This is a genomic window from Haloferula sargassicola, from assembly GCF_040362925.1.
GTDB lineage: Bacteria > Verrucomicrobiota > Verrucomicrobiia > Verrucomicrobiales > Akkermansiaceae > Haloferula > Haloferula sargassicola.
Genome location: NZ_BAABRI010000001.1, coordinates 311,464 through 332,850, shown reverse-complemented (window position 1 = coordinate 332,850; position 21,387 = coordinate 311,464). Strand labels below are relative to the sequence as shown.

Here is a 21,387-nt window from a genome sequence, read left to right as displayed (position 1 = left end):
GGGGGAGAATCCCGGCGCCCGTGATGTCGTGAAGCCCTTGTGCTCCAACCGCCCAAGCATCCCACTCCGCCCTTCCGCGAGCCATTACGCTTTCACGCATGCGTGAACGATCAGCCTTCCCAAAGCGCTTTCGATCCGCTCACAGCCGACCAGCGGCCTTGATGTCGAGGTAGCGGTTGGCCAGCGCGATCGGGAGCTCGTGCGCCGGCACGTCGATCGTGACCACGCCGTGCCCGCGCAGCGTGGCCAGCGTCTGGGCGCGCTCGCGGTCGTAGTGCTCGGCGGCGGCGAACTTGAGGGCATCGGAAAAGCCGGCCACGGGCTGCTGGCGGGCTTGTTGCAGGGCGTTCTCGCGCAGGCTGGCCAACACCACGAGGTGGCGGCGGGTCAGCGTTGCCAGCGCGGGCACCAGCTCGGTGGCATCTTCGCCGCGCAGGTTGGTCAGCAGCACCACCATGGCGCGACGGGTCTGGCGGGTCTGCAGCTTTTCCGCCGCGGCGGTGAAATCACTGGGGGCCGGGGTGGTGCGGTAGTCGTAGAGGTGGTCGAGCACGGTGGGCATGGCGTGGCGACCCTTCACCGGCGGCAGCCACAGGTCGCTGCCACCGAAGGACTGCACCCCCACCCGATCGCCCTGGCCGAGCGCGATGTAGGAGACCAGCAGCATCGCGTTCAGGCAGTGGTCGAACTGCTGCAGGTCGCCATCCATGGCCCGCATCCGCCGGCCGGTATCGGCCAGGAAGACGATGGTCTGGTTGCGCTGCTCCTGGAACTCGCGGCTGATCAGTTGCAGCCGGCGGGAGGTGGCCTTCCAGTCGAGCTGCGACAGCGGATCGCCCTCGCGGTACTCGCGGAGCTGGTGGAAATCGCGGCTCGAGCCGGCCAGCGACTTGCGCACGATCCCCATCTGGTCCTGCCGCGCCTGCATCGCCAGCAGGGCGAAGCGGACCACCGGCTCGTAGTCCGGGTAAACCTTGGCCTCCTCGAGGGCGCCCGTCGTTTCCCGCCGCCACCACAGCCCGAGCGGCGAGAGAGCCCGCAGGTGCATCGGGCGGAAATGGGCGAGGCCGCGCTCCAGCATCCGCACCGGGTGATCGATCCGCGCCACCTCGCCGGGCTCCAGTTTCCCCCGCCAGGGCATGGCCGGCGCCTCGGCTCCTTCGGGGATGCCGTCGAAAACCTCGATCGTCCGCGTGCTGCGGGTGGCATTGGTGAGCTTCAGCCGCACCTCGCTCGGCTCGCCGACGGCGAAGCGGCCGGGCAGCTCGCGGGTCAGCGTGATGCCCTTCAGGGAAAAGCCGGCCAGCAGGTCGATGACCAGCAGCCCGAACACGGCCACGCCGAGCAGCCACCACGGCGTCACCAGCATCCGCTCGGCCGAGGCGGCGAGACCGCCCAGCAGCCACAACGAGGCCAGCCCGACCGCTCTGGAAGTGGGAATCACGTGCGGGGAGCGGGCACCGATTCGACCAGTGACTTCAGGATTCCATCAATGTCCTGGCCGCTGATCGCGACCTCCGGGGCGAGCTGCACGCGGTGCCGCAGCACCGGCAGCGAGGCGGCCTTGATGTCATCCGGCGTCACGAAATCGCGGCCGTGGAGCCTCGCCACCGCCTTGCCGATCCGCACCAGCGCGATGGCCCCGCGGGTCCCCGCGCCAAGCGCCACCGCGCGCGATTCACGGGTCGCCTGGACGATCGCCACGGCATAGTCGACGACCTCCGGCACCACCCTCACGGCGGCCGTTTCCGCCTGGGCGCGGACGATGTCCTCCGGCGTGGCGACGGCCTCGACCTGGGCCACCGGCGAGTCGCCCGGTGCCTCGGCCGACGAGCGGGTCACGATCTCGCGCTCGGCGGACGGCTCCGGGTAGTCGAGGATGATCTTCATCAGGAAACGGTCGAGCTGCGCCTCGGGCAGCGGGTAGGTGCCCTCGTGTTCGACCGGGTTCTGGGTGGCCAGCGTCATGAAAGGCGGGCTCAGCGGCATGCTTTCGCCATCGATGGTGACCTGCCGCTCCTGCATCACTTCGAGCAGCGCCGACTGCGTCTTGGCGGGCGCGCGGTTGATCTCATCGGCCAGCAGCAGGTGGGTGAAGACCGGCCCCTGCCGGAGCTGGAAGGTCTGGCTTTTCATGTCGAAGAGCCGGAAGCCGGTCACGTCCGAGGGCATCAGGTCCGGCGTGAACTGGATCCGCCCGAAGCGGCCGGCGAAGCTGCGCGCCATCGCCAGCACCAACTGCGTTTTCCCGAGACCGGGCTTTCCCTCCAGCAGCACGTGGCCGCCCGCCAGCAGGCCGGCGAGTACCTGATAGACCACCTCGCGCTGGCCGAGGACCACCGATTCGATCTGCTCGCGCATGCGCTGGACCACGGATGTCGGCGCGGACTCGTGATGAGGAGGTGGCGGAGTTTCGGGCATCGGTTCGTTCATGGCAGGGAGTGGTGGATTTGCTGAAGGTCGGCGGTCAGGCGGGTGAAGCTGGCGCTGTCGCGGGTGAGCTCGATCGTCATCGCCCGCTCGGCGCGCTCGCGGGTCAGGTCGGCGCGCTCGGCGATGACTTGAAACAGGTCGTCATCCTGCCGTCCGCTGGCGATGGCGAAACGATGGGCCCGTTCCATCAGCGATTCCCGCAGCGGAGCGAGCAGCCCGCGGCCGTGATCGAGATCCCAGTGAAAGCCGCCGAGCGCTTCGAGGTGATGATCGCTGGCGAGCATGGCCTTGGACGACTCGTGGCTGTCGACCGGCCCGAAACGCGGCAAATTTCGCCACAGCCACAAGGCGGTGAGGACGAGCAGCGCGACCAGAAATGGCCAGGCTTTTTCCCAGATCAGCGCCCAGAACGACTCCGATGCGAAACGCAGGAAGATGACCTGGCCCTCGTAGCCGGTCACATTCGCCAGCGCCAGCAGCAGCTCGGCGTGATCGTAGTCGCCGATGTAGCGGTTGCGGAAAGGCTCGGCGGTGGAAACGGCGGTGATCCGCCCGTCGCCCCAGGACTTCGAGAGCAGGTAGCGGCCCTTTTCGAGGCGCAGGTCGGACTCCATGAAAACCTCGAAGCGGTCGCCGTCGAAGCGGATCGAGTCGGTCGATTTCTTCTCCTCCGTCTGGATCTCCATGCCCGCCCGCTCGAGCCAGGTGGCGAAGGCATGGGGCGCTTCGGGATCGAAGGGGGGATTCCAAGCGTGCGTGCTCCAGTCGTCGAGACCGGCCTCGCCATCGCGCAGCAGCACCACCAGGTGTCCGCCGCCGGAAACCCAGCTCTTCACCGTGTCGACCCGCCCCACCGATTCGAGCACCGACAGCGGCGCGACGACCATCGCCTCCTGGTAGTCGAACTTCGGCCAGCGCAGGCCCTCGCCAGTCGGATAGCCGTATTCCTGCAGGAAGCGCTCGGCCGCCAGGTAGGGGTTCGCCCGCGCCCTGCCCTTGTGGCCGGTTTCGCGCGTCTCCTCCTTGTATTCGCAGCTGCTCAGCACGAGCGCCACCAGCAGCAAGAGCCCCAGCCAGCGCCTCATGCCGAGCCTCCTTTCCCGAAGGGCCAGCGCGAAACCAACCCTTCCACCACCGCATCGTCCGGCACCCGTCGCGCGTAGGCCAGCCGGCTCCAGACCTCCGTCAGTTGCTCGAAATACCCGGCCTCGACCAGCGACGCCCCCTTCACCCGCCGCAGGCAGTCCATTTCCGTATCGGACTCCGCGATTTCCACCCGCGGCACGCGGATCATCCACGAAATCGCGCCGCGATACAGCAGGGCCAGCGCCTCGTGTCCCCGGCCCTCCCGCCACGCGGCCAGCGCCGCGGCGGTGATGTCGTCCGGCAGGCTGGCACCCGTGACTTCCATGCCCATCACCACCCTCGCCTGCGGCCTCGACGGCCCGATGCGCGCACCGGTCGGTGGCTTGAAGACATGGCGGTAGCGGTAGCCCAGCCACACCAGCCCGGCGATGCCGAGCACGATCACGCTGACCAGCAGCACCCATCCGAGCGCGGAAAACACGCCGCCGCCCGTCCTGCCGCCACTTCCCAGGCCATCGAAAAGCCGCTTCACCCAGTCCCACAGCTCCGGCGTGCGGGTGGTCTTCGTGTGGACCTCGAAAGCCGGATCCGCCAGCACCCGCTCGATCGTTTCCTGGGGCTCCTGCGCGCCGAGCCGGTCGATCCCGGAAAAAGCCAGCAGCAGCATCACCGCCACCTTCGCCAGCCGGGCGGAGATCCGGCGGAAGGCGAGCTCGACGTCCCAGCCCTCGATCCAGGTACGATGGTTCACGTAAATCCCGAAGCCCGCCCCGGTGGCGAACACATCCGTCAGGCACATCACCGCCGCGGCGCAGACCAGCCAAGTGGACGCCATGCCGGCCGGGGCGACCGAGTCCACGCTGCTGTCCGACCAGGTTTGAAAGTATTCCGCCCACTCGAGGCGCACCGCCTCCGGCAGGAAAAGGACCACCGTGCTGATCAGGGCCACCAACAGCCAGGCCACCAGCCCGAGGCGCCAGAAGAAGATCAGGATCAGGCTCGAATCGCCCCGCCGCATCAGCGTCCGGCAGCGGAGCCGGTAGTTTTTTCCTCGCAGGCCTTCGAGATCCTCCACCGCCATGGTCAGCGGTCGCCACGGCGAAAAGCGCGCCAGCAGCATGCGGTGGCCGAAACGACGGAGCATCGCCCGCGGCAGCTCGCGCAGCAGGTCGCGCCAGCCCGGCCGGTCGCCGAACAGCACGCGGCTCAGCCGGAACAGCACCAGCCGCGAGCCGACCGGCACCCACCACCAGAAGAACAGCATCGAGAACACCGGGTGCAAAAACCACAGGCCCGCCCCCACCAGCAGTGCCGGCAGCATGCCCAGCCACCACGCGCCGATCAACCGGGAAAAGTCCCGCCGCACCAGCGCCAGGCCCAGGTCCACCGCCTCCCAGTCGCTGCGCGGGCGCAGCTCGGCGGTCACCGCCTCGATCCTCATGCGGCCCTCCTTCCCAGCAGCGTGAAGTACGCCAGATGCAGGAGCCACATGACGCCGCCAAAGACGTATTTGGTGGCGATGGGGAAATCCTGCGCCGACCAGAAGCCCTCGATGATCGCCGCCAGGAAAGTCATCCCGGCGGCCCCGATGATCAGCGGCAGCGCCTGCTTCGCCGCCGCGGCCAGCGATTTCCCGCGGGTCATGCGGCCGGGGCGCAGCACGCCGATGCCCAGCTTCATGCCCGCCATACCGGCGATCACCATGCCGACCAGCTCCGGCGCCGAGTGGCCGGCGACGAAGGGCCAGAAGGCCTTCGGGTCGCAGGCGTAGGTGGCGTAGCCAGCGGCAGCGCCGATGTTGAGGCCGTTCGAGATCAGGTAAAACAGGGTCCCCAGCCCGGCCACCACGCCGCCGGCGAAGACGCGGAAGTCGATCCCGATGTTGTTCCAGATGTAGAAGCCGAACATCATGAAGTTCGAGCCGAATTCCTTGCGCATGTTCGACAACGAGTCCGCCTGGCTGCCGTACATGCTGTCCATCGCCGCCGTCTGCTGCGGACCCAGGATGGCGCGCACCCAGTCGAGGTCGTTGCCCGCGATCAGCAGCATGGAAAAGAACGGCAGCCAGAAAAACAGCGAGCACAGGACGAACAAGCGCCAGTCGGCCCGCACCGCGGCGGGAAACTCCCGCACCACGAAACGGGTCACCTTTTCGGCCCCGCCGCGGCGCTGGCGGTAGAGCAGCTTGTAGCCGCGGATCACCAGCGCGTTGAGCCGCTCGAGCGTGGCGCTGCGATACATCCGGTGGCTGGCCAGCGCCAGGTCCGCGCAGACCTCGCGAAAACGCCGCGGCAGCTCCTGCACGCCCGGCGGCTTCTGGTTGCGCTCGAGGCTTCCGACCAGCTGGTCGAATTCCTGCCACGCCTGCTCGCGCCGTGCCTCGAAGTCCGCTTCCTTCACGTTCCTAGTCCCGTTCCTGCAACCATTTCGCCATCGCCAGCAGGCGCGACACCCCGGCCGGCCCCGTGGTCCCGCTCAGCTCGCGGGCGTGGTCGGCGATCTCGATCTGCCGCCCGGTCGACCAGGTCGAAAGCCGGTCGCGGAACGAGGCCACGGCCCGCACCTCCTCCGGGCTCAGCGCCACCGCCGGGGCCTTCGTTTCCTGCACCGGCGGTGGCACCGCGCTGGGCATGGGCTCGGCCCGGTCGTAAACCACCACCGTGCCCGCGGCCAGGTCGCCGAGGCGCTGGAAGCGCTGGGTCGCCATCATGGAAACCAGGGCGAAGCCGTAGGTCGGCACGCCCATGATGCCGCCGATCATGTAGGGCATGCCGTCGGCATAGCGGAGGAAATTGCGCAGGATCGCCTGGCCGATCGTGATCGGCGATCCCGAGCGCTGCACGACGCGCAAGCCGCAGATCCGCTTGCCTGGGGTGGCGCCGCGTTTTCCCGCCTCGAACAGCACCGGATACCACCAGGTGATGACGAACCAGGCGATCAGGTTGAGCCCCCGCATCGCCAGCGAGCCGCTCAAGATCCCGAGCAACCCGACGATGAAACTGAGCGCCACCAGCAGCACCAGCTGAAACATCAGGTCGAGCATCAACGCGCCTCCGCGGGGCAGCGGGCCCGCGATGCGGAGACGGATTTCGACGCCCTCGGCGAGTTCCATCGCCTGCAGCGTGTCCAATCGTCGCTCCACCTCACCGGTCATCTTTCCCGGTGAAAACTAGGGAACTTGCCCGGCGGGTAAACTCCGAAGTGTGAACAGAAATCCGCCCGCACCCCAGCTTCCGTCTGGTGCCCGGCCCGCTCTCGCGCCAGCTTGCCTCAATGCTCGCCGGAACCCACGCGCTGCTGCCGGTCTCGATCGCCCTCGCCACCGATTGCTACCGGCTCTCCAAAGGTCGCGAAGAGGCGTTTCCGGCTTGGTCGCTGCCGGCGCTCGGGCTGTTCGGGGTGTTGCCGGACCTGTGCTCGCCGCACCTGTCGCTGGAGGCCCGCCACGCGAGCTTTTCGCACACCCTGCTCTTCCTCGCGATCCTGGTGCCGGTGGTGGCGGCTGCGGCCGGATTTTTTCCAAAAGGCAGCCGGCTTCTGGTGGCGATCTCGCTGTGGCTGGCCAGCATGCTCCACCTCGCGGCCGACGCCATTTCGGGAGGCATCCCGTGGCTCCACCCGTGGAGCGATGCCGTGCTGGGCGACTTCTACATCGACCCGGTCTGGTGGATCGCCTACGACGCCGCCTTCGTGCTCGGCACCGCCCTGTTGCTGATGTCGCGCCGCCGCCTGCGGGCCGGCTTTTTCGCCCCCGCCGCGGAATCCGGCGAATGCCTGTGAGCGGGATCGACTCCACCCGCATCCCGGCCCACATTCGCCGCATGCCGCGCCTCAGTGCCCAGATCGCCAGCCAGCTGGAGCAGGAAATCCTCTCGGGAAGCCTGCCGCCCGGCTCGCGGGTGCCCTCCGAGGAGAAGCTCAGCGAGCGCTTCGATGCCAGCCGCACCGTCATCCGCGAGGCCATCCAGCAGCTCCGCGGGCGCGGCATGCTCGTTTCCCGCAAGGGCTCCGGCACCTACATCGCGCTGCCCTCGCTCGATCCCCTCGGCACCGCCTTCGAGGCCTACTCGGTGCTCGCCGATACCTCGGATTTCCTCGAGCTGATCGACTTCCGCATCCTGATCGAAAGCGAGTGCGCCCGCCTCGCCGCCACCCAGGCCGGCCAGCGCCAGCTCGCCCGGCTGGAGCAGGCGATCGCCGCCATGGAAGCCTCCGCCGGCACGCAGGCGAAGTTCAGCCGGGCCGACATCGCCTTCCACGTGGCGCTCGCCCAGGCCTCCGCCAACAAGCTCTACACCGCCATGCTCGGCGCGCTGGAAAAACCCTGCATCGAGTTCGCCCAGGCCAACCGCACCGAGAGCGACTGGTATGGCGAGGTGATCGCCCAGCACCGCGCCATCCTCGATGCCGTCGTCGCGGGAAACGGAGGCCAGGCGGCCGAGGCGATGCGCCGCCACCTGCTCAGCTCGCGGCGGCATTTCGTGGACCTCACGAACCCGCCGGAGGAAGCCAGCCGCGGCTGACGTAGCCGTTCAGCATCCGCGCCACCGTGCCGAGCCCGTCGGCCACCACCTGGTCGTAACCGCGCCCGTCGCGGGTATCGATCCCATGCCCCGGATCGAGTTTTCTCAGCGCCTCCAGCGCCGGATCCTCGTGGTGGAACATTTCCACGAACACCTGCCGCAGCTCGCCCGTCCGGGCCGCCGCGGCCAACAAGGCGGCGGTCCAGCCATCGTCGGTCGAAAGGCAGCCACGGGTCGTCTTCGCCGAGGCGTGCATGATTCCCAGCCCGCCGCCGGCGGCGATTTCGGCGATCAGCGCCTCGTGCGCCGGAATGTCCAAGGGCGAGTCCCCGCAGTGCGAGGCATCGACCAGGCAGCGGAAAAACGGTTTCCCCAACGCTTCGTTCGCGGCCTTCACGAAGGTCCACAGCCGGCCGACATCGGTGAAGGTCGTGAACTCGCCAGGCCGCAGGAACTCGACATGCCAGGCCTCGACGCAGGAGCCCTCCAGCCCGGCCTCGCGATAGGCGCGCAGGTGCATTTTCACCAACTGCGCGACCGCCTGCTCGAACTCCGCACCCTCTTTGCGGCGGGCGTTTTCCTGCATCCACAGCTCCACCGAGGTGGCGGAAACGTGGGCCACTCCGTTGCGCTTGGCCGCCTCCAGAGGGACCCGCAGCTGGGCCACCGTGGCGTCTTCGTCGGCCGGATCCATCGGGTCCACGCCGCCCATCATGATCACCAGGTGGACGACGAGTCCCAGCTCGCGCAGGTCGGCGATCACCGCATCCCACTCGCCCTCCGCCGTGCCGGGAAACACCGGCACCTGCACCGCGGCCACCGCCACCGGCGAGCAGGCGAGCACCGCCTCGACGGCCTCCACGACCTTGAACCGACCGTCCGCGGCGCGCGGCAGGCGGCCATCGGACTCCGGGACCAGGGAGCCGACGAATTTCGCATGCGTCGGCACGAAGCCGAGCTCGATCGGGGCCTTGAGGACGAGGTCGTGGGTCATGGGTCTGCCAACTACTAACGGCCCGCGGCGGATCTGTCAGCATCGGGGCTTCCGCTTGGCCCGGAGATCGCTATGCAAGGGCCATGCTCCACGTTTCAGACCACCCGCTGATCCAGTCCGAGCTCACCCGCCTGCGCGACCGCGCCTGCCCGGGCCCGGAATTCCGCCAGCGGGTGCGCCGCATCGCCTCCCTGATGGTCCCCACCGTCACCGCCCACCTGCCGACCCGCGCGATTTCCTGCGAAACGCCGCTCGAGGTCACCAGCGGCGTGACCCTCCAGCGCCACCTCGTCCTCGCGCCCATCCTGCGGGCGGGGATCGGCTTCCTCGATGGCTTCCTCGACCTCCTGCCCGACGCCCGGGTGGCCCACATCGGCCTGGCACGGAATGAAAACACGCTGATGCCCGAGCCTTACTACTTCAAGGCCCCGGCGGACCTGGGCGACTCCGACCTGATCGTGCTCGATCCCATGCTCGCCACCGGCGGCTCGGCCATCGAGGCCATCCGGACCCTGCAGGAGGCCGGCGCGAAACACGTCTCCCTGGCGGTGCTCGTGGCCTCGCCGGAGGGAGTCAGCGCCATGCAAGACGCGCTGCCGGAAGTCCCCGTCCACGCCGCCGCGCTCGACCGTTGCCTCAACGAAAAAGGCTACATCCTCCCCGGTCTCGGCGATGCGGGGGACCGGTTGTTCGGGACCTGAGGGTAGGGACGGATCTTCACATCCGTCCTCGAGCTATGCTGCCACCCGCTCTCCGCTCGGCGGCAAAGGTTTGCCGGCCCTACTTTCTCGCTTTCAAGTAGGTCTTCACGGCATCTCGATCCGCCGCGGGCAGGGAATTCACCCATTGCTGCGAGGCTTCGGGATCATAGAGCGCCCAGTTGCGGGCGAGATTTTTCTGCGCCCACAGCCGGTCGTCTCCTTCCGGCAATGAATTGACCCATTGGCTGGCGGCGGCCGGATCATTCTTCATCCACCCGACCGCCAGTTGGGATGCCTCATCACCTCGCACGCCTTGATCTCCACGGGTGGCCCCGCTTTCAATCTGGTAGCGCACGACCTCGGCCCGAAAATCCATGGGCAGATCACCGCGATTGTTGGAGAGCATTTTGACCACCTTGTCCTTGGTCTCCGCGGGTAGATCGAGGAACGCCTTGCTTAGTCCGGTGGAGTTCTTCTCATCCCACCGGCTGAGTTCATCGATGAGTGCCCATGAGCGGTTTGAGTCCGCATCCATCACCGCGCTGAACCAAGCGTCGGGAGTCTCGATTTTCTGGACCCCGACGTCCTGGGGCTGGGCCACCTGCTCCAGCACAGACGCCGCCATTTCCCGCTCGTCGCCATCGAGCAGGGCCAGCAGGTCCTCCCGGCTCCCGCCTTGTTGGTTCGAGAAGATGGAAGTGATGGCGCGCTTTCGTTCCTTCTCGGAAAAATCCTGGGCGAGGAGCGTCTCAAGCGCCTGGCGCGGCTCGTCGTACGAGGCACGCTGGATCGCGGCCGTCAGCATCTTCTTCTTTTCTTCAGGGGAAAACCCATAGGCCTCGTAGTCCACCGTCAGCCATTCAGCCGCCGCCGGGCCGTTGACATAGCGCCAGGCATCCGCCGCCAGGCCGCTGCGCCAGGCCGCGGGCAGATTGCCCAGCTCGGCGAGTATCTTGCCTGACTTGTCCGGGACCTCCGTCTCCGCAAACAGCGCCAGTCCATCCGGCCGGTCCCATAGCGAACGCAAGCCCTCGCTGAAGGATTGATTCAAGCTCGCGCTCAGCAGTCCCAGCTCGACCTGTCTTGCCCAGATTGCGGGCAAAGTAGTCATCAAGGATGCCGCCTTTCCCGGGTGCGTCTCTGCCAGATTCTTCAGGGTCTGGCGGACCAGATAGTCCTCGGAACCCAGGCCATGGAACGCCCCGCCGAGTAGCGCCTCGAGACGTGCAATGACGAAATCAGGATCCATTCCCGCGGAGTCGCGCAGGAGATTAAACTCTAGCCGAGCATCCTGATGCTGATCGAGGAAACGCACCAGCCGGGGGCGATCCTTTTCCGCCCACTCCTTGAGCAAGCCATCCGCTCCCATATCGCCATTCTTCACCTGCCAGACGGCGAAGCCATCCGGATCGATGGCCCGCCAGCGCTTCTTGGCGGCCTTGTTGAAAAGCGAGAGATTGTAGTCCCCCGAGTTCTCAAACCAGCGGCCTTCCAGCCAGTCATGCAGCTCGGCAGGGGTCAGCGAATCCACCAGCGCCAGCGTCGCCCGCATCTGTTCGTCCGGAGAGGCGAGGGCACGGATGGCCGCGACCCGGGAAAGTGCATGGTCCGGCGTCCGGTAGCGGCCCGCGGGTCGGTCGGAGCGCTCGGCGAGCTTCGCGGCGGTCGGCGATTCGGGGGCCGACGCGGTGGCGGAGTCCTCCGGTCCGCCGAGCTGCCAACCGATCATCAGCAGACCGACCATGGCGAGGACTACGGCCCCTTGAACGCCGCGCCGGCTGAAAGCTTCAGTTTTCATGGGCATCAAATTGCTTGAGAATGCCCTGCCGAGTCTGGTCGGGAAGATCCGCCGTTTCCACCCACTCTCGTGCTTCTACGGGATTGCTCGACCACCAGTCGCGGATTCTCCATCGGAGTTGGTGCTGGGCATCCGGCCGGCTCGCGACCCAGGCCATCATTTCCGGATACATCTTCATGCGGGACAATTCGTTGATCAACGTGCTGACCACCGCCTGCTTGCCCGCCGCTCCCTCGTCGAGCGATGCCACCCAGCCGGAGTAGGCTTCGAGATCCTGCATTGCCCATGTTTTGGCAACCGTGTCGACACAGTGCGACTCGACCCCATCCTCACCGGCGCTACCGATGACCAGCTCCATCGTCTGCGCGGGATCGACGGCGATCAAGCCACTCACCAGAGCCGTGTATTCCTGACCCGACTCGTAGCTGGTGCTCGCGCCATTTTCCCGCTCGATGCGCGTGGTATTCATCACCGCCTCCGGCCCAAGAGCGTAAAGCCGCTGGGCCATTTCGAGGGCCCGTTGCGGATCGTCCCGGAGGAGCGACCGCGCGACTTTGATCAACCGGTTTGCGGCCACCCGAGGAGCTTTCGTTTCCAGCGCCTGGGAAATCGCCGCCTCCGGATCGGTGGCCAGCGTATTCCGAAACACCCGGTCTTCCAACTTGCGCTTGAGCTCCCCGGTCGGGGTGATTTCCGCCATGCGCACGAGCAGGTCCGGATGCACCTGGCCCATGGTTTGAATGAAGTTTTGAGTGGCGACGTAGGCTTCGCCATACTGGCCCATGACCTTGCCGTTTTTGGCCTGCAAGCGGTCATAGGCCGCCCACGGATCACGGATGATGAGGGTTTTGTAGATGGCCAGATTCGTCCCATTGCCCGTTTTCTCCAGGAAATCGAGCACCGCTCCGGGGTCGGCCACGTCGTCCCACTTGGTCAGCCCTCGCAGCGCCATCGCTTGAGCACTTTCAGGGATCTCGTCGAAGTGCTCCATCAACCACTTCCCGTGGAACTCACCAAGCCCCCAGGCGACGTTGCTGAGCCGGTCGGGGTTCCGCGCCTGCACTTCGGCAAAGGCTTTCTGCGGCTCGTGGCAGGCCCAGGCCCACCAAGCGTAGTGTTCGTCAGGGGTGCCGGCGGAGGCGGCGATCGCCATCTCCGGATCGAGCCGCGTCCAGTTGATGAAGATCAGGTCGTTGATGTCGTTGCTGCGGTTTTCCTGCTGTCGATAGTGCTGCCAATAGCCGGCGATTTCCTCGGCCGAAGCATCGACCATCCAGAGGGCGAGCCGACCATATTCCGCGACCGGATCGATCTGCAGGATGTCCTCGAAGGTGTCGCTCGACCGCATCCGCTTCGTCTCTTCCATGAGCTGCCGAACCCGTGCTTCGCTCTCCCCTGCCGCCCCGCCCTCACTGGCTTCCCGCGAGGCCACCCCTGGATCCGTCGGATGGTTCCGCGCTTCGCCAGGAGATCCATGAAACGCCCGTCGCGCCCCAAAGCCCAGTCCAAGGACCGCCATCCAACTGGCGCCGAGCATCAACCAAGGTTTTGCATGCATCATGAGGGAGTCCGGGAAACCGAGCATCGCATCCTCGCCCCCGCGGGACCCCCGGTGTCAACGCCATTCCCGAAGCGAAATCGCGCGACCCGAAATCTCCCCAGTCTTTCGCCTTGCCATGGCCTCGCTCTGCTCCTAGTTTCCGCGCCCCGCGTCAGGCAAACCGCGATTTTTTCCCATGTCCAAGCACAACAGTCTCAAGCTCAAGGGCGGCGCCGAAGGCAAGCGCTCCGTGATGAAGCGCTTCGAGCGCATCAAGGTCCTCAAGTCCCGTGGCCAGTGGCAGGATGGCCGCTCGCCGATCGGTCTTCCGAAGACCAAGGGCGAGGCCTGAAGCCTTCCGCTTCCCGGTTTTTTCCGAAAGCGCGCGGTCCTCGATGGGGCCGCGCCTTTTGTGTTTCCAGCCTGCCTGATTTCCCCGCCATGAACGACTCCGACGGTACCCGCCTCAACAAGTTCCTCGCCTCCTGCGGCGTCGGATCCCGCCGTGCCTGCGATGCGATGGTCCAGGACGGCCATGTGGAAATCAACGGCCAGCCCTGCCTCAATCCGGCCGAGCGGGTTTCCGCGAGCGATTTCGTGAAGGTCGATGGCAAGCGCGTGCAGCCGAAGCGCACGACCACCATCGCCTTCAACAAGCCCAAGGGCCTGGTCTGCTCGAAGGACGACGAACTCGGCCGCCACACCATTTTCGAAGCGCTGCCGGTCCAGCTCTCGCACCTCAACCACGTCGGCCGCCTCGACCGCGAATCGGAAGGCCTGCTGATCCTCACCAACGACGGCCACCTCGCGCAGAGCATGCTCCACCCGTCGAAGGACGTGGAAAAGGAGTACTTCGTGACCGCCAACCAGCAGGTCAGCGACGAGCACCTCGACCAGTTCCTGCGCGGCATCTTCGTCGAGGAGGGAAAAATCAAGCTGCGGGCGAAGGAGATCGAGCGCCTGTCACCGCGGCGGCTGCGGATCGTCCTGACCACCGGCTACAAGCGCCAGATCCGGGTCATGCTCGAAGCCATGGGCTACGGCGTCCAGCGGCTGGTCCGCGTGCGGATCGGCTCGGTCTTTCTCAGCGACCTGCCGATCGGCGCCTATCGTCCGCTGGACCCTGCGGAAATCGAGGCGCTGACGGTGAATCCCGACTCCCGCAAGCGGGTCAAGGCCAAGCGTGAGGCGCCCGACCGCCGCAAGGACAAGCCCGCGCGCAAGAAGCTCTCGGCCTTTTCCAAGAAGCGCCCGGCCGCCAAGAAGCCAAAGCGGCCGTCCTGAATCGGCGGGCCGTCGTCCTGCCACGGATGGCGGCCATTCCGGGTCAGATTGCGGCAATCTGAGGACAGATCGCGCCAATCTGGGGACAGATCACGGCAATCTGAGGACGGATCGCGGCAATCTGAGGACGGATCGCGGCAATCTGAGGACGGATCGCGGCAATCTGAGGACAGATCACGGCAATCTGGGGACAAATCGCGGCAATCTGGGGACAGATCACGGCAATCTGGGGACAAATCGCGGCAATCTGGGGACAGATCACGGCAATCTGGGGACAAATCGCGGTCATCTGAGGACAGATCGCGGGCGTGCGGGGGCGGTTTCCCTTCCGGGGCCGGCGCATCCGTTTCCTTCACCCGAAAAGATCACCTCCTCTCGCCAACTTTTGATTGGCCCCATGGGCGGGATTTCTAAGGTGGCGCCTTAGAAACCCAAGCCCATGAGCAAATCTTCCGACGTCTACAAGCCCTCGAACGAGTTCTCCAAAGCCGCCCGCATCTCCTCGATGTCACAATACAAGAGGATGTGGCAGGAGTCGGTCGAGCAGCCCGAAAAGTTCTGGGCCGCGGAGGCCAAGGAACTCGCCTGGCAGCAGCCGTGGAAGAAGGTCCTCGAGTGGAACGCGCCGGACGCCAAATGGTTCGTCGGCGGCAAGCTCAACATCACCGAGTCCTGCCTCGACCGCCATGCCACCGGCGATCGCAAGAACAAGGCAGCCATCATTTTCGAAGGCGAACCCGGCGACCGCCGCACCATCACCTACGCGCAGCTCCACAAGGAGGTCTGCCAGTTCGCCAACGTGCTCTCCAAGCAGGGCGTGAAGTCCAAGGACCGGGTGCTCATTTACATGCCGATGATCCCCGAGGCCGCCGTCGCGATGCTCGCCTGCGCGCGGCTCGGCGCGGTCCACTCGGTCGTCTTCGGCGGGTTCTCGGCGGAGTCGATCGCCGACCGCCTCGAAGACAGCGGCGCGAAGCACATCATCACCGCCGACGGTGGCTGGCGCCGAGGCAAGGTCGTCCCGCTCAAGGACAACATCGACGAAGCCATCCAGCGCAACAAGGCGATCGAAAGCGTCATCGTCTATCAACGCACCGGCCAGAAGGTCGCCATGAAAAAAGGTCGCGACTTCTGGTGGCACGAACTCGCCGCGGACGCCTCGACCAAGCACGAAGCCAAGGCTTTCGACAGCGAGCACCCGCTCTTCATCCTCTACACCTCCGGCTCGACCGGAAAGCCCAAGGGCATCCTCCACACCACCGGCGGCTACCTCACCGGCACCTACGCGACCTGCAAATACATCTTCGACATGCGGGACGACGACATCTACTGGTGCACCGCCGATGTCGGCTGGATCACCGGCCACTCCTACATCGTCTACGGCCCGCTCGCGATGGGCGTGACCCAGGTCATCTACGAGGGCGCGCCGAACTTCCCGGACTTCGGCCGCTTTTGGAAAATGATCGAGGACCACGGGGTCACCATCTTTTACACGGCGCCGACCGCCATCCGCGCTTTCATCAAGGCGGGCGATCATTTCCCGGAAAAGCACGACCTCTCCTCGCTGCGCCTGCTCGGCTCGGTTGGCGAGCCGATCAATCCGGAAGCCTGGCGCTGGTATCATGAAAAGATCGGCGGCGGCCGTTGCCCGATCGTCGACACCTGGTGGCAGACCGAGACCGGCGCGATCATGATCAGCCCGCTGCCCGGCGCCACGCCGACCCCTCCGGGCACCGCCACTCTGCCCTTCTTCGGCATCGATGCCGCCGTGCTCGATGACTCCGGGAAAGAAGTGAAGCCCGACGAACAGGGCCGCCTCGTCATCCGCAAGCCGTGGCCCTCGATGACCCGCACGATCTGGGGCGACAAGGCGCGTTTCAAGAAAACCTACTGGTCCGACTACGACGGCCTCTACACCGCCGGCGACAGCGCGCGACGCGACAAGGCCGGGAATTTCTGGATCATCGGCCGCCTCGATGACGTGCTCAACGTTTCCGGCCACCGCCTCGGCACGGCGGAAGTCGAGAGCGCACTGGTCGCCCACAAGGCCGTCGCCGAGGCCGCCGTGGTCGGTCGCCCGGACGATCTCAAGGGCCAGGCCGTGGTTGCCTTCGTCACGCTCAAAGCCGGCTTCGACGAGTCCGAAAAGCTGCAAAAGGAGCTGCGCGACCACGTCGGCAAGGTGATCGGCGCGATCGCCAAGCCCGACGACCTGCATTTCGCCCCGGCGCTGCCGAAAACCCGTAGCGGAAAAATCATCCGTCGGCTCTTGAAAGAGTTGGTCACGACCGGCAGCGTCTCCGGCAACCTGACGACCTTGGAGGACTTCTCGGTGATCGAGAACCTCCAGCAGCGTCTGGCCAAGTCCTGACCTCCCATGACCACCGGCCGCTACGCCATCGCCCGCCTCGCCCTCGCCTTCGGCATCAGCCGCCGGCAAAAACGCATGGGCGAGGCCGCCACCGAAGCCCACCTCCTGCGCGAGGCGGAGCAATATCTCGGCGAACTCATCTGGACCGAGGTCGAGGAGGTCGAGGAACTCGGCATCGAGTACTGGAATCTGCGCCGACTGAGCAAGAAGCGCGACGAGCTGACCGAGACCCTGGAGAAGGCCGAGGAGAAGCTCCGCGATGCTCATGACGAGCGGACCGAGCGGCTGAGCTCCGTTTCCGAAAAAAACGAATCGCTCATGGACCAGCGGACCACCCTGGTGACCGAGCTCGAGGCCTTGGCCCGCAAGCGCGACACCATCGTCGCCCGCGCCCGCGAGGTCCGGCGCGTGTTCGATGGCGTCAAGGCCAAGCTCGAGGTCCTGCAACAGGATGCGGACGGAAAAGCCGAGGAGGTCACCAAGGCCAAGTCGCGGCTGAAGGAGCTGCGCGGGCAGTTCGACGAAATCAAGGCAGAGCGCGACTCGATCGCGCAGGAGGTCGAGTCACTCGACAAGCGGATCGACGGCCTGGACAAGCAGATCGACACCGAGCGCAAGACCCAGCGCGAGGACACCGCCGGATCCTTCCATGTGATCGGCGACATGAACCGCGAGATCTCCCGCTGCAAGGCCGAAATCGGCGTGATCGTGACCGAGATGCAGCAGCTCTACGGCGAGATCGGCCGCCACGTGAGCCTCAATTTCCGCCAGGACGACGCCTGCCGCCGGGCCTGCGCCAAGCAGCGGCCGATGGTCGAGGTGATGTCCGCGCTGCGGCGGTCGATCCTGCTCAACCACCGCCTGTCGAACGCCTCCTGATCAGCGGTCGAGGCTTTCGAGCAGGCGCTTGTGGATGCCGCCGAAGCCGCCATTGCTCAGCACGACCACCGTGTCGCCGGCGGCCGCTTCGCGGGAAACCGCGGCCACAATTTCCTCCACCGTGGCCAGATAACGTCCGCCCCCGCCGGGAATCGAAGCGGCGACCTGCTGCGGATCGAGCCGGTCCTCGACCGGTACCTTTTCCGGGTCCGGCAGCGCGGCGATGATGGCCACGTCAGCGCCCTCAAAGCATTCGGCCAGTTCGTTTTGGAACACCTTGCGCTTGGTGGTGTTCGAGCGCGGCTCGAAGATCGTCCACAGCCGCCCTTGCGGGTATTGCTGGCGCAGGGCGCGGATGGCTTGGCGGATCGCGGTGGGATGGTGGGCGAAATCATCGACCACCCGCACGCCGCCGACCACGCCCCGCAGTTCCTGCCGGCGGGCGATGCCTTCGAAGCTTTGCAAACCCTCGCGGATTGCTTCGACCGGGAGGCCTCCGAGCCGCGCGGCGGTGGCCGCCATCGCGGCGTTCCGCACGTTGAATTCGCCGGGCATCGCGATTTGGTAGCGTTCGCCAGCGAGCGTGAACGCGCTGTGGCCCGGCTGGTAGTCGATGTCGGTAATCCGCAGGTCGCAGCCCTCACCGAGGCCGACCTTCGCCACCTGGCAGAAGGCCTTTTCGGCGACGTCGAGGCAGTTCGGGTCGTCGCCATTGATCACCGCGTGGCCATTGCGCGGCACTACCAGCAACAGCCGGCGGAAGCTCAGCTTGATCTGCTCCAGCGAGTCGTAGATGTCGGCGTGGTCGAACTCGATGTTGTTGATCACCGCCACCTCCGGCAGGTAATGCAGGAACTTCGAGCGCTTGTCGAAAAAGGCGGTGTCGTACTCGTCACCCTCCAGCACGTTGACCTCGGACTCGCCGAATTCCGCGCCGCGGCCGAGGTTGCGGGGCAGGCCGCCGATCATCCATCCGGGATTGCGCCCGGCGGACTTGAAAAGCCACGCCAGCATCGAGGAGGTGGTGGTTTTCCCGTGGGTCCCGCTGACCACGAAGTTCCGTTTTCCGCGCAACAGATATTCCTTCATCACCTCCGGCAGCGAGCAGTAGAGCAGCCGCCGCTCGAGCGCCGCCTCGGCCTCCTCGTTGCCGCGGCTGATGGCGTTGCCGATCACGATCACGTCGGCGCCGGCCGGGATGTTTTCCGCGCGGTAGCCTTCCGACAGCTCGATGCCCTCGGCCCGCAGGAAGTCGGACATCGGCGGATACACGTTGGCATCGGAGCCGGTCACGGTGAAACCCTTGCGCTTCATGGCCACCGCCACCGACCCCATGGCGGTCCCGCAGACCCCGACGAAATGGAAATGCTTGTTACCTTCGGCCATCGCTGAGGCGCGAAGCTAGGGAGCCGCCCCTTCCCTGCCAACCCGGAATCCTCAGAAGGTCGGCGCCGATACCGTCCCCCGCTCCTTTTCCTCGGCGCGGGTGCGCAGGATGCGGTCGGCGATTTCCCGCACCATCTCGGTCATCAGCAGCCACAGGTGGCTGCCCTGGCGGTAGTCGGCCGGGGCGATGTGCTTCACGCGGTTGGCGTGGGCGCAGAGCTGGAAGCACTTGCGGAAACTGCGGCCGCTGGGGTCCTCGGGATTGTAAACGGCGATGCCATGACCGCCGTTGCGGGCGATGACCGTGAAGCACGGCACATCGGTCGGTCCGTCGCCGACATAGACCATGTTCTCGAAGGGAATCGGCCGCAGTTCCTTCGGCATGTGGTCGTTCACATCCTGGGTGTAATCGAGCATGCCCTTGTTGATGCGGAACAGGAACTGGGTCTTGGTGGTGTGGGAGATGGCCCGCTTCGGGAAGGAAATGTGGCCGGCTTCGTTTTCGCCGAACTCGCAGCCGAAGATCCGCTGCACCCGGCCGGCCAGCGGCGAACCCTCCAGCAGTGCCTTGAGTCCGGAGGAAATGATGTAGAACTCGACCGCGATGCCGGCCGCCTCGTGGTCCGCGCCCAGCACTGCTTTCGGCAGCTCGTCGAAGACCTCCGGCACCCCGGGGAAGTAGCGCAGGCCCGCACCCAGCTCCATGAGGCGGGCGTTCGTGACGCGGTCCATTTCGAGATAGTCGAGGAGGCACTTCAGGTAGGCGAGCTCGCCGTCCCACTGCTGCTCTTTGACCAGATCGTTGCACTTTTTCCAGAACTGCGCCGGATCGATCCCGAACTCGGGAAACAACACGTCGTCCTGCATGTACTTCGGACTGAGGGTCTGGTCGTAATCAAAGACCAGAGCGATGCGATTTTGCGGAGCTGCCATAGGGCGGAGTCAGCCAAGCACCCAACCTGCCAATCGCAAGAGCAATCGCCGTAACCGGTATAGGCGAACCTGCAACTCATTTCACCCATCCTGACTTTGGCCCACGTGCTTCCACGCATCATTGAAACGCCGCCGACCTTTATCGATCAGCGAGTTAAGGGTTTGTTCCCGCATTTTTACCTATTTCCCCTTGATGCGCATTTCGCAGGCATCTTGGGATGGGATTGCTATGAAAGCGACGTTCCTTCTCGCCGCCCTTCTGGTCGCGCCGGCGGTGGCGGCCATCAACATTCCCGGCGCCAATGCCACCAGCGGGGTCCTCGACATCACCGCGGACACCACCATCGACCTCTCCCTCGCCGCCGACGGTGCCTGGGACGGAGCCAACACCGCCCACGGCATCTACGACGCCGACGAGTGGGCGGTCGTGTTCAACTATTCCTCCGTCCACATCGCCTCCGGCACCACGCTCACCTTCACCAACCATCCCTCCCGGGCCCCGGTGGTGTGGCTGGTTTCCGGAGATGTCACCATCGATGGCGTGGTCAGCCTCGACGGCCAGGAGTCGCTCAACGCCCCGCTGCTTGCCGAACCCGGGCCCGGCGGTTTCCGCGGAGCCACCGGCTACTACTCGGCAGGCGTGGGCGACAGTGCCGGCTTCGGCATGGGCGGGGGCCTGCGCCAGGCAAAAGGCGGTGATTTCGGCATCGGCGACCGTTCCTACGGCAACCCCTCGCTGGTCCCGCTGATCGGCGGCTCCGGCGGCTCCGCGGCGGCCGGCACCCGCGTCCAGGGTGGTGGGGGCGGCGGCGGTGCCATCCTCATCGCCTGCACCGGCACCCTCACCGTCAACGGCACCCTGCGCGCCAATGGCGGGGACGGCATCCCCTACTATTTCAGCGATCGCACCGGCGGCGGCTCGGGCGGCGGCATCCGCCTCGTCTGCTCGGACTTTGGCGGGACCGGCACCGTCAATGCCCTCGGCGGCCTGGGGGGTCAATCGGAGGCCGCCACCTACGGCCGGATCCGTCTGGAGCGGATCACCGACACCAGCGCGGGCGTCCTTTCCCCCGATCCCTCGGTGGTTCCGCTGTCGGAAAGTGACACTGCCCTGGTGTGGCCGCCTCCCACCGCGCCGGAGGTCCGCATCGTCTCGATCGGTGGTGAAGCCGCCCCCGCCGACCCGCGCGCGTCCTTCGGGGCCGCCGGAGCCGATGTGTCGCTGGCGGAAACCTCGAGCACCCCGATCGTGATCGAGACCACCCACGTCGAGCAGGCTTCGACCGTCGAGGTCCGGGTCACGCCGCGCGCGGATGGCGACGCCATCATCGTTCCCGCGGCGGTCGACAGCGTCATCAGCACCGATCCGCTGGTCGTCCAGTGGACCGCCACCCTGCCGGTGAACACCGGCTACTCGGCGGTGCAGGTGAAGGTGATCCGTCCGTAGCCCGGCCGTCTC

Annotated in this window: 20 protein-coding genes; 8 read left to right on the top strand and 12 right to left on the bottom strand. The window is 66.2% G+C overall.

Going from position 1 to position 21,387, the window contains the following annotated elements; genetic code table 11:
• Nucleotides 1-139: 139 nt before the first annotated feature.
• From ABXH26_RS01375 to ABXH26_RS01350, 6 genes are read right to left on the bottom strand one after another with little or no spacing between them, the layout of a single operon-like run.
• Complete coding sequence (locus tag ABXH26_RS01375; RefSeq protein ID WP_353565229.1) at nt 140-1,444, bottom strand: DUF58 domain-containing protein; 1,305 nt, start codon at nt 1,442-1,444, stop codon at nt 140-142.
• Complete coding sequence (locus tag ABXH26_RS01370) at nt 1,441-2,433, bottom strand: AAA family ATPase (protein ID WP_353565228.1); 993 nt, start codon at nt 2,431-2,433, stop codon at nt 1,441-1,443. The genes ABXH26_RS01375 and ABXH26_RS01370 overlap by 4 nt, the downstream gene beginning before the upstream one ends.
• Entirely contained in the window at nt 2,430-3,518 is a 1,089-nt protein-coding gene (locus tag ABXH26_RS01365) for a DUF4350 domain-containing protein (protein WP_353565227.1), read from the bottom strand. Before ABXH26_RS01365 ends, ABXH26_RS01370 begins: the two co-directional genes overlap by 4 nt.
• Nucleotides 3,515-4,960: a DUF4129 domain-containing protein gene (locus ABXH26_RS01360; RefSeq protein ID WP_353565226.1), complete on the bottom strand. Its 1,446-nt coding sequence runs from the start codon at nt 4,958-4,960 to the stop codon at nt 3,515-3,517. The genes ABXH26_RS01365 and ABXH26_RS01360 overlap by 4 nt, the downstream gene beginning before the upstream one ends.
• On the bottom strand, nt 4,957-5,919 hold the full coding sequence (locus ABXH26_RS01355) for a stage II sporulation protein M (RefSeq protein ID WP_353565225.1): 963 nt from the start codon (nt 5,917-5,919) through the stop codon (nt 4,957-4,959). Before ABXH26_RS01355 ends, ABXH26_RS01360 begins: the two co-directional genes overlap by 4 nt.
• Nucleotides 5,920-5,923: 4 nt before the next feature.
• Nucleotides 5,924-6,673, bottom strand: a complete 750-nt coding sequence (locus ABXH26_RS01350) for an RDD family protein (RefSeq protein ID WP_353565224.1) — start codon at nt 6,671-6,673, stop codon at nt 5,924-5,926.
• Between the two features lie 86 nt (nt 6,674-6,759).
• Here ABXH26_RS01350 and ABXH26_RS01345 point away from each other — a divergent pair, with 86 nt between their 5' ends.
• Both ABXH26_RS01345 and ABXH26_RS01340 read left to right on the top strand, forming a co-directional pair.
• Nucleotides 6,760-7,299, top strand: coding sequence for a metal-dependent hydrolase (locus ABXH26_RS01345; RefSeq protein ID WP_353565223.1), 540 nt, complete (start codon nt 6,760-6,762; stop codon nt 7,297-7,299).
• Nucleotides 7,300-7,340: 41 nt separating this feature from the next.
• Nucleotides 7,341-8,042: a FadR/GntR family transcriptional regulator gene (locus ABXH26_RS01340; protein ID WP_353565222.1), complete on the top strand. Its 702-nt coding sequence runs from the start codon at nt 7,341-7,343 to the stop codon at nt 8,040-8,042.
• Here ABXH26_RS01340 and ABXH26_RS01335 read toward each other — a convergent pair.
• Entirely contained in the window at nt 8,008-9,036 is a 1,029-nt protein-coding gene (locus tag ABXH26_RS01335) for a hypothetical protein (protein WP_353565221.1), read from the bottom strand. The genes ABXH26_RS01340 and ABXH26_RS01335 overlap by 35 nt on opposite strands.
• An 83-nt stretch (nt 9,037-9,119) precedes the next feature.
• On the opposite strand from ABXH26_RS01335, the gene upp reads away from it, so the two are divergent.
• The gene (gene upp / locus ABXH26_RS01330; RefSeq protein WP_353565220.1) at nt 9,120-9,737 is read left to right on the top strand and encodes a uracil phosphoribosyltransferase; all 618 of its coding nucleotides are present in this window, start codon (nt 9,120-9,122) and stop codon (nt 9,735-9,737) included.
• Nucleotides 9,738-9,816: 79 nt separating this feature from the next.
• Here upp and ABXH26_RS01325 read toward each other — a convergent pair whose 3' ends face one another.
• Nucleotides 9,817-11,289 carry a hypothetical protein gene (locus tag ABXH26_RS01325; protein ID WP_353565219.1) on the bottom strand — a complete coding sequence of 491 codons (1,473 nt, stop codon included), beginning with the start codon at nt 11,287-11,289 and terminating at the stop codon, nt 9,817-9,819.
• Nucleotides 11,290-11,524: 235 nt separating this feature from the next.
• Nucleotides 11,525-12,901, bottom strand: a complete 1,377-nt coding sequence (locus ABXH26_RS01320) for a hypothetical protein (protein ID WP_353565218.1) — start codon at nt 12,899-12,901, stop codon at nt 11,525-11,527.
• A gap of 370 nt (nt 12,902-13,271) precedes the next feature.
• Between ABXH26_RS01320 and ABXH26_RS01315 the strand changes: the two genes are divergently transcribed.
• Together ABXH26_RS01315 and ABXH26_RS01310 are read left to right on the top strand one after the other, a co-directional pair.
• A complete protein-coding gene (locus ABXH26_RS01315; RefSeq protein WP_353565217.1) occupies nt 13,272-13,427 on the top strand; it encodes a small basic protein in 156 nt (51 codons plus the stop codon).
• Between the two features lie 89 nt (nt 13,428-13,516).
• Nucleotides 13,517-14,359 (top strand): pseudouridine synthase, encoded by an 843-nt coding sequence (locus ABXH26_RS01310; protein ID WP_353565216.1) that lies wholly within the window; start codon nt 13,517-13,519, stop codon nt 14,357-14,359.
• A gap of 43 nt (nt 14,360-14,402) precedes the next feature.
• Here ABXH26_RS01310 and ABXH26_RS01305 read toward each other — a convergent pair whose 3' ends face one another.
• Nucleotides 14,403-14,648 (bottom strand): hypothetical protein, encoded by a 246-nt coding sequence (locus ABXH26_RS01305; RefSeq protein WP_353565215.1) that lies wholly within the window; start codon nt 14,646-14,648, stop codon nt 14,403-14,405.
• A gap of 150 nt (nt 14,649-14,798) precedes the next feature.
• Between ABXH26_RS01305 and acs the strand changes: the two genes are divergently transcribed.
• A complete protein-coding gene (acs, locus tag ABXH26_RS01300; RefSeq protein WP_353565214.1) occupies nt 14,799-16,730 on the top strand; it encodes an acetate--CoA ligase in 1,932 nt (643 codons plus the stop codon).
• A 6-nt stretch (nt 16,731-16,736) separates the two neighbouring features.
• Nucleotides 16,737-17,609: a hypothetical protein gene (locus ABXH26_RS01295; RefSeq protein ID WP_353565213.1), complete on the top strand. Its 873-nt coding sequence runs from the start codon at nt 16,737-16,739 to the stop codon at nt 17,607-17,609.
• On the opposite strand, the gene mpl is transcribed toward ABXH26_RS01295, so the two are convergent.
• Nucleotides 17,610-18,995, bottom strand: coding sequence for a UDP-N-acetylmuramate:L-alanyl-gamma-D-glutamyl-meso-diaminopimelate ligase (mpl, locus tag ABXH26_RS01290; RefSeq protein ID WP_353565212.1), 1,386 nt, complete (start codon nt 18,993-18,995; stop codon nt 17,610-17,612).
• Nucleotides 18,996-19,046: 51 nt separating this feature from the next.
• Nucleotides 19,047-19,928, bottom strand: coding sequence for an HAD family hydrolase (locus tag ABXH26_RS01285; protein ID WP_353565211.1), 882 nt, complete (start codon nt 19,926-19,928; stop codon nt 19,047-19,049).
• A 229-nt stretch (nt 19,929-20,157) separates the two neighbouring features.
• Between ABXH26_RS01285 and ABXH26_RS01280 the strand changes: the two genes are divergently transcribed.
• A complete protein-coding gene (locus ABXH26_RS01280) occupies nt 20,158-21,375 on the top strand; it encodes a hypothetical protein (RefSeq protein WP_353565210.1) in 1,218 nt (405 codons plus the stop codon).
• Nucleotides 21,376-21,387: the final 12 nt, after the last annotated feature.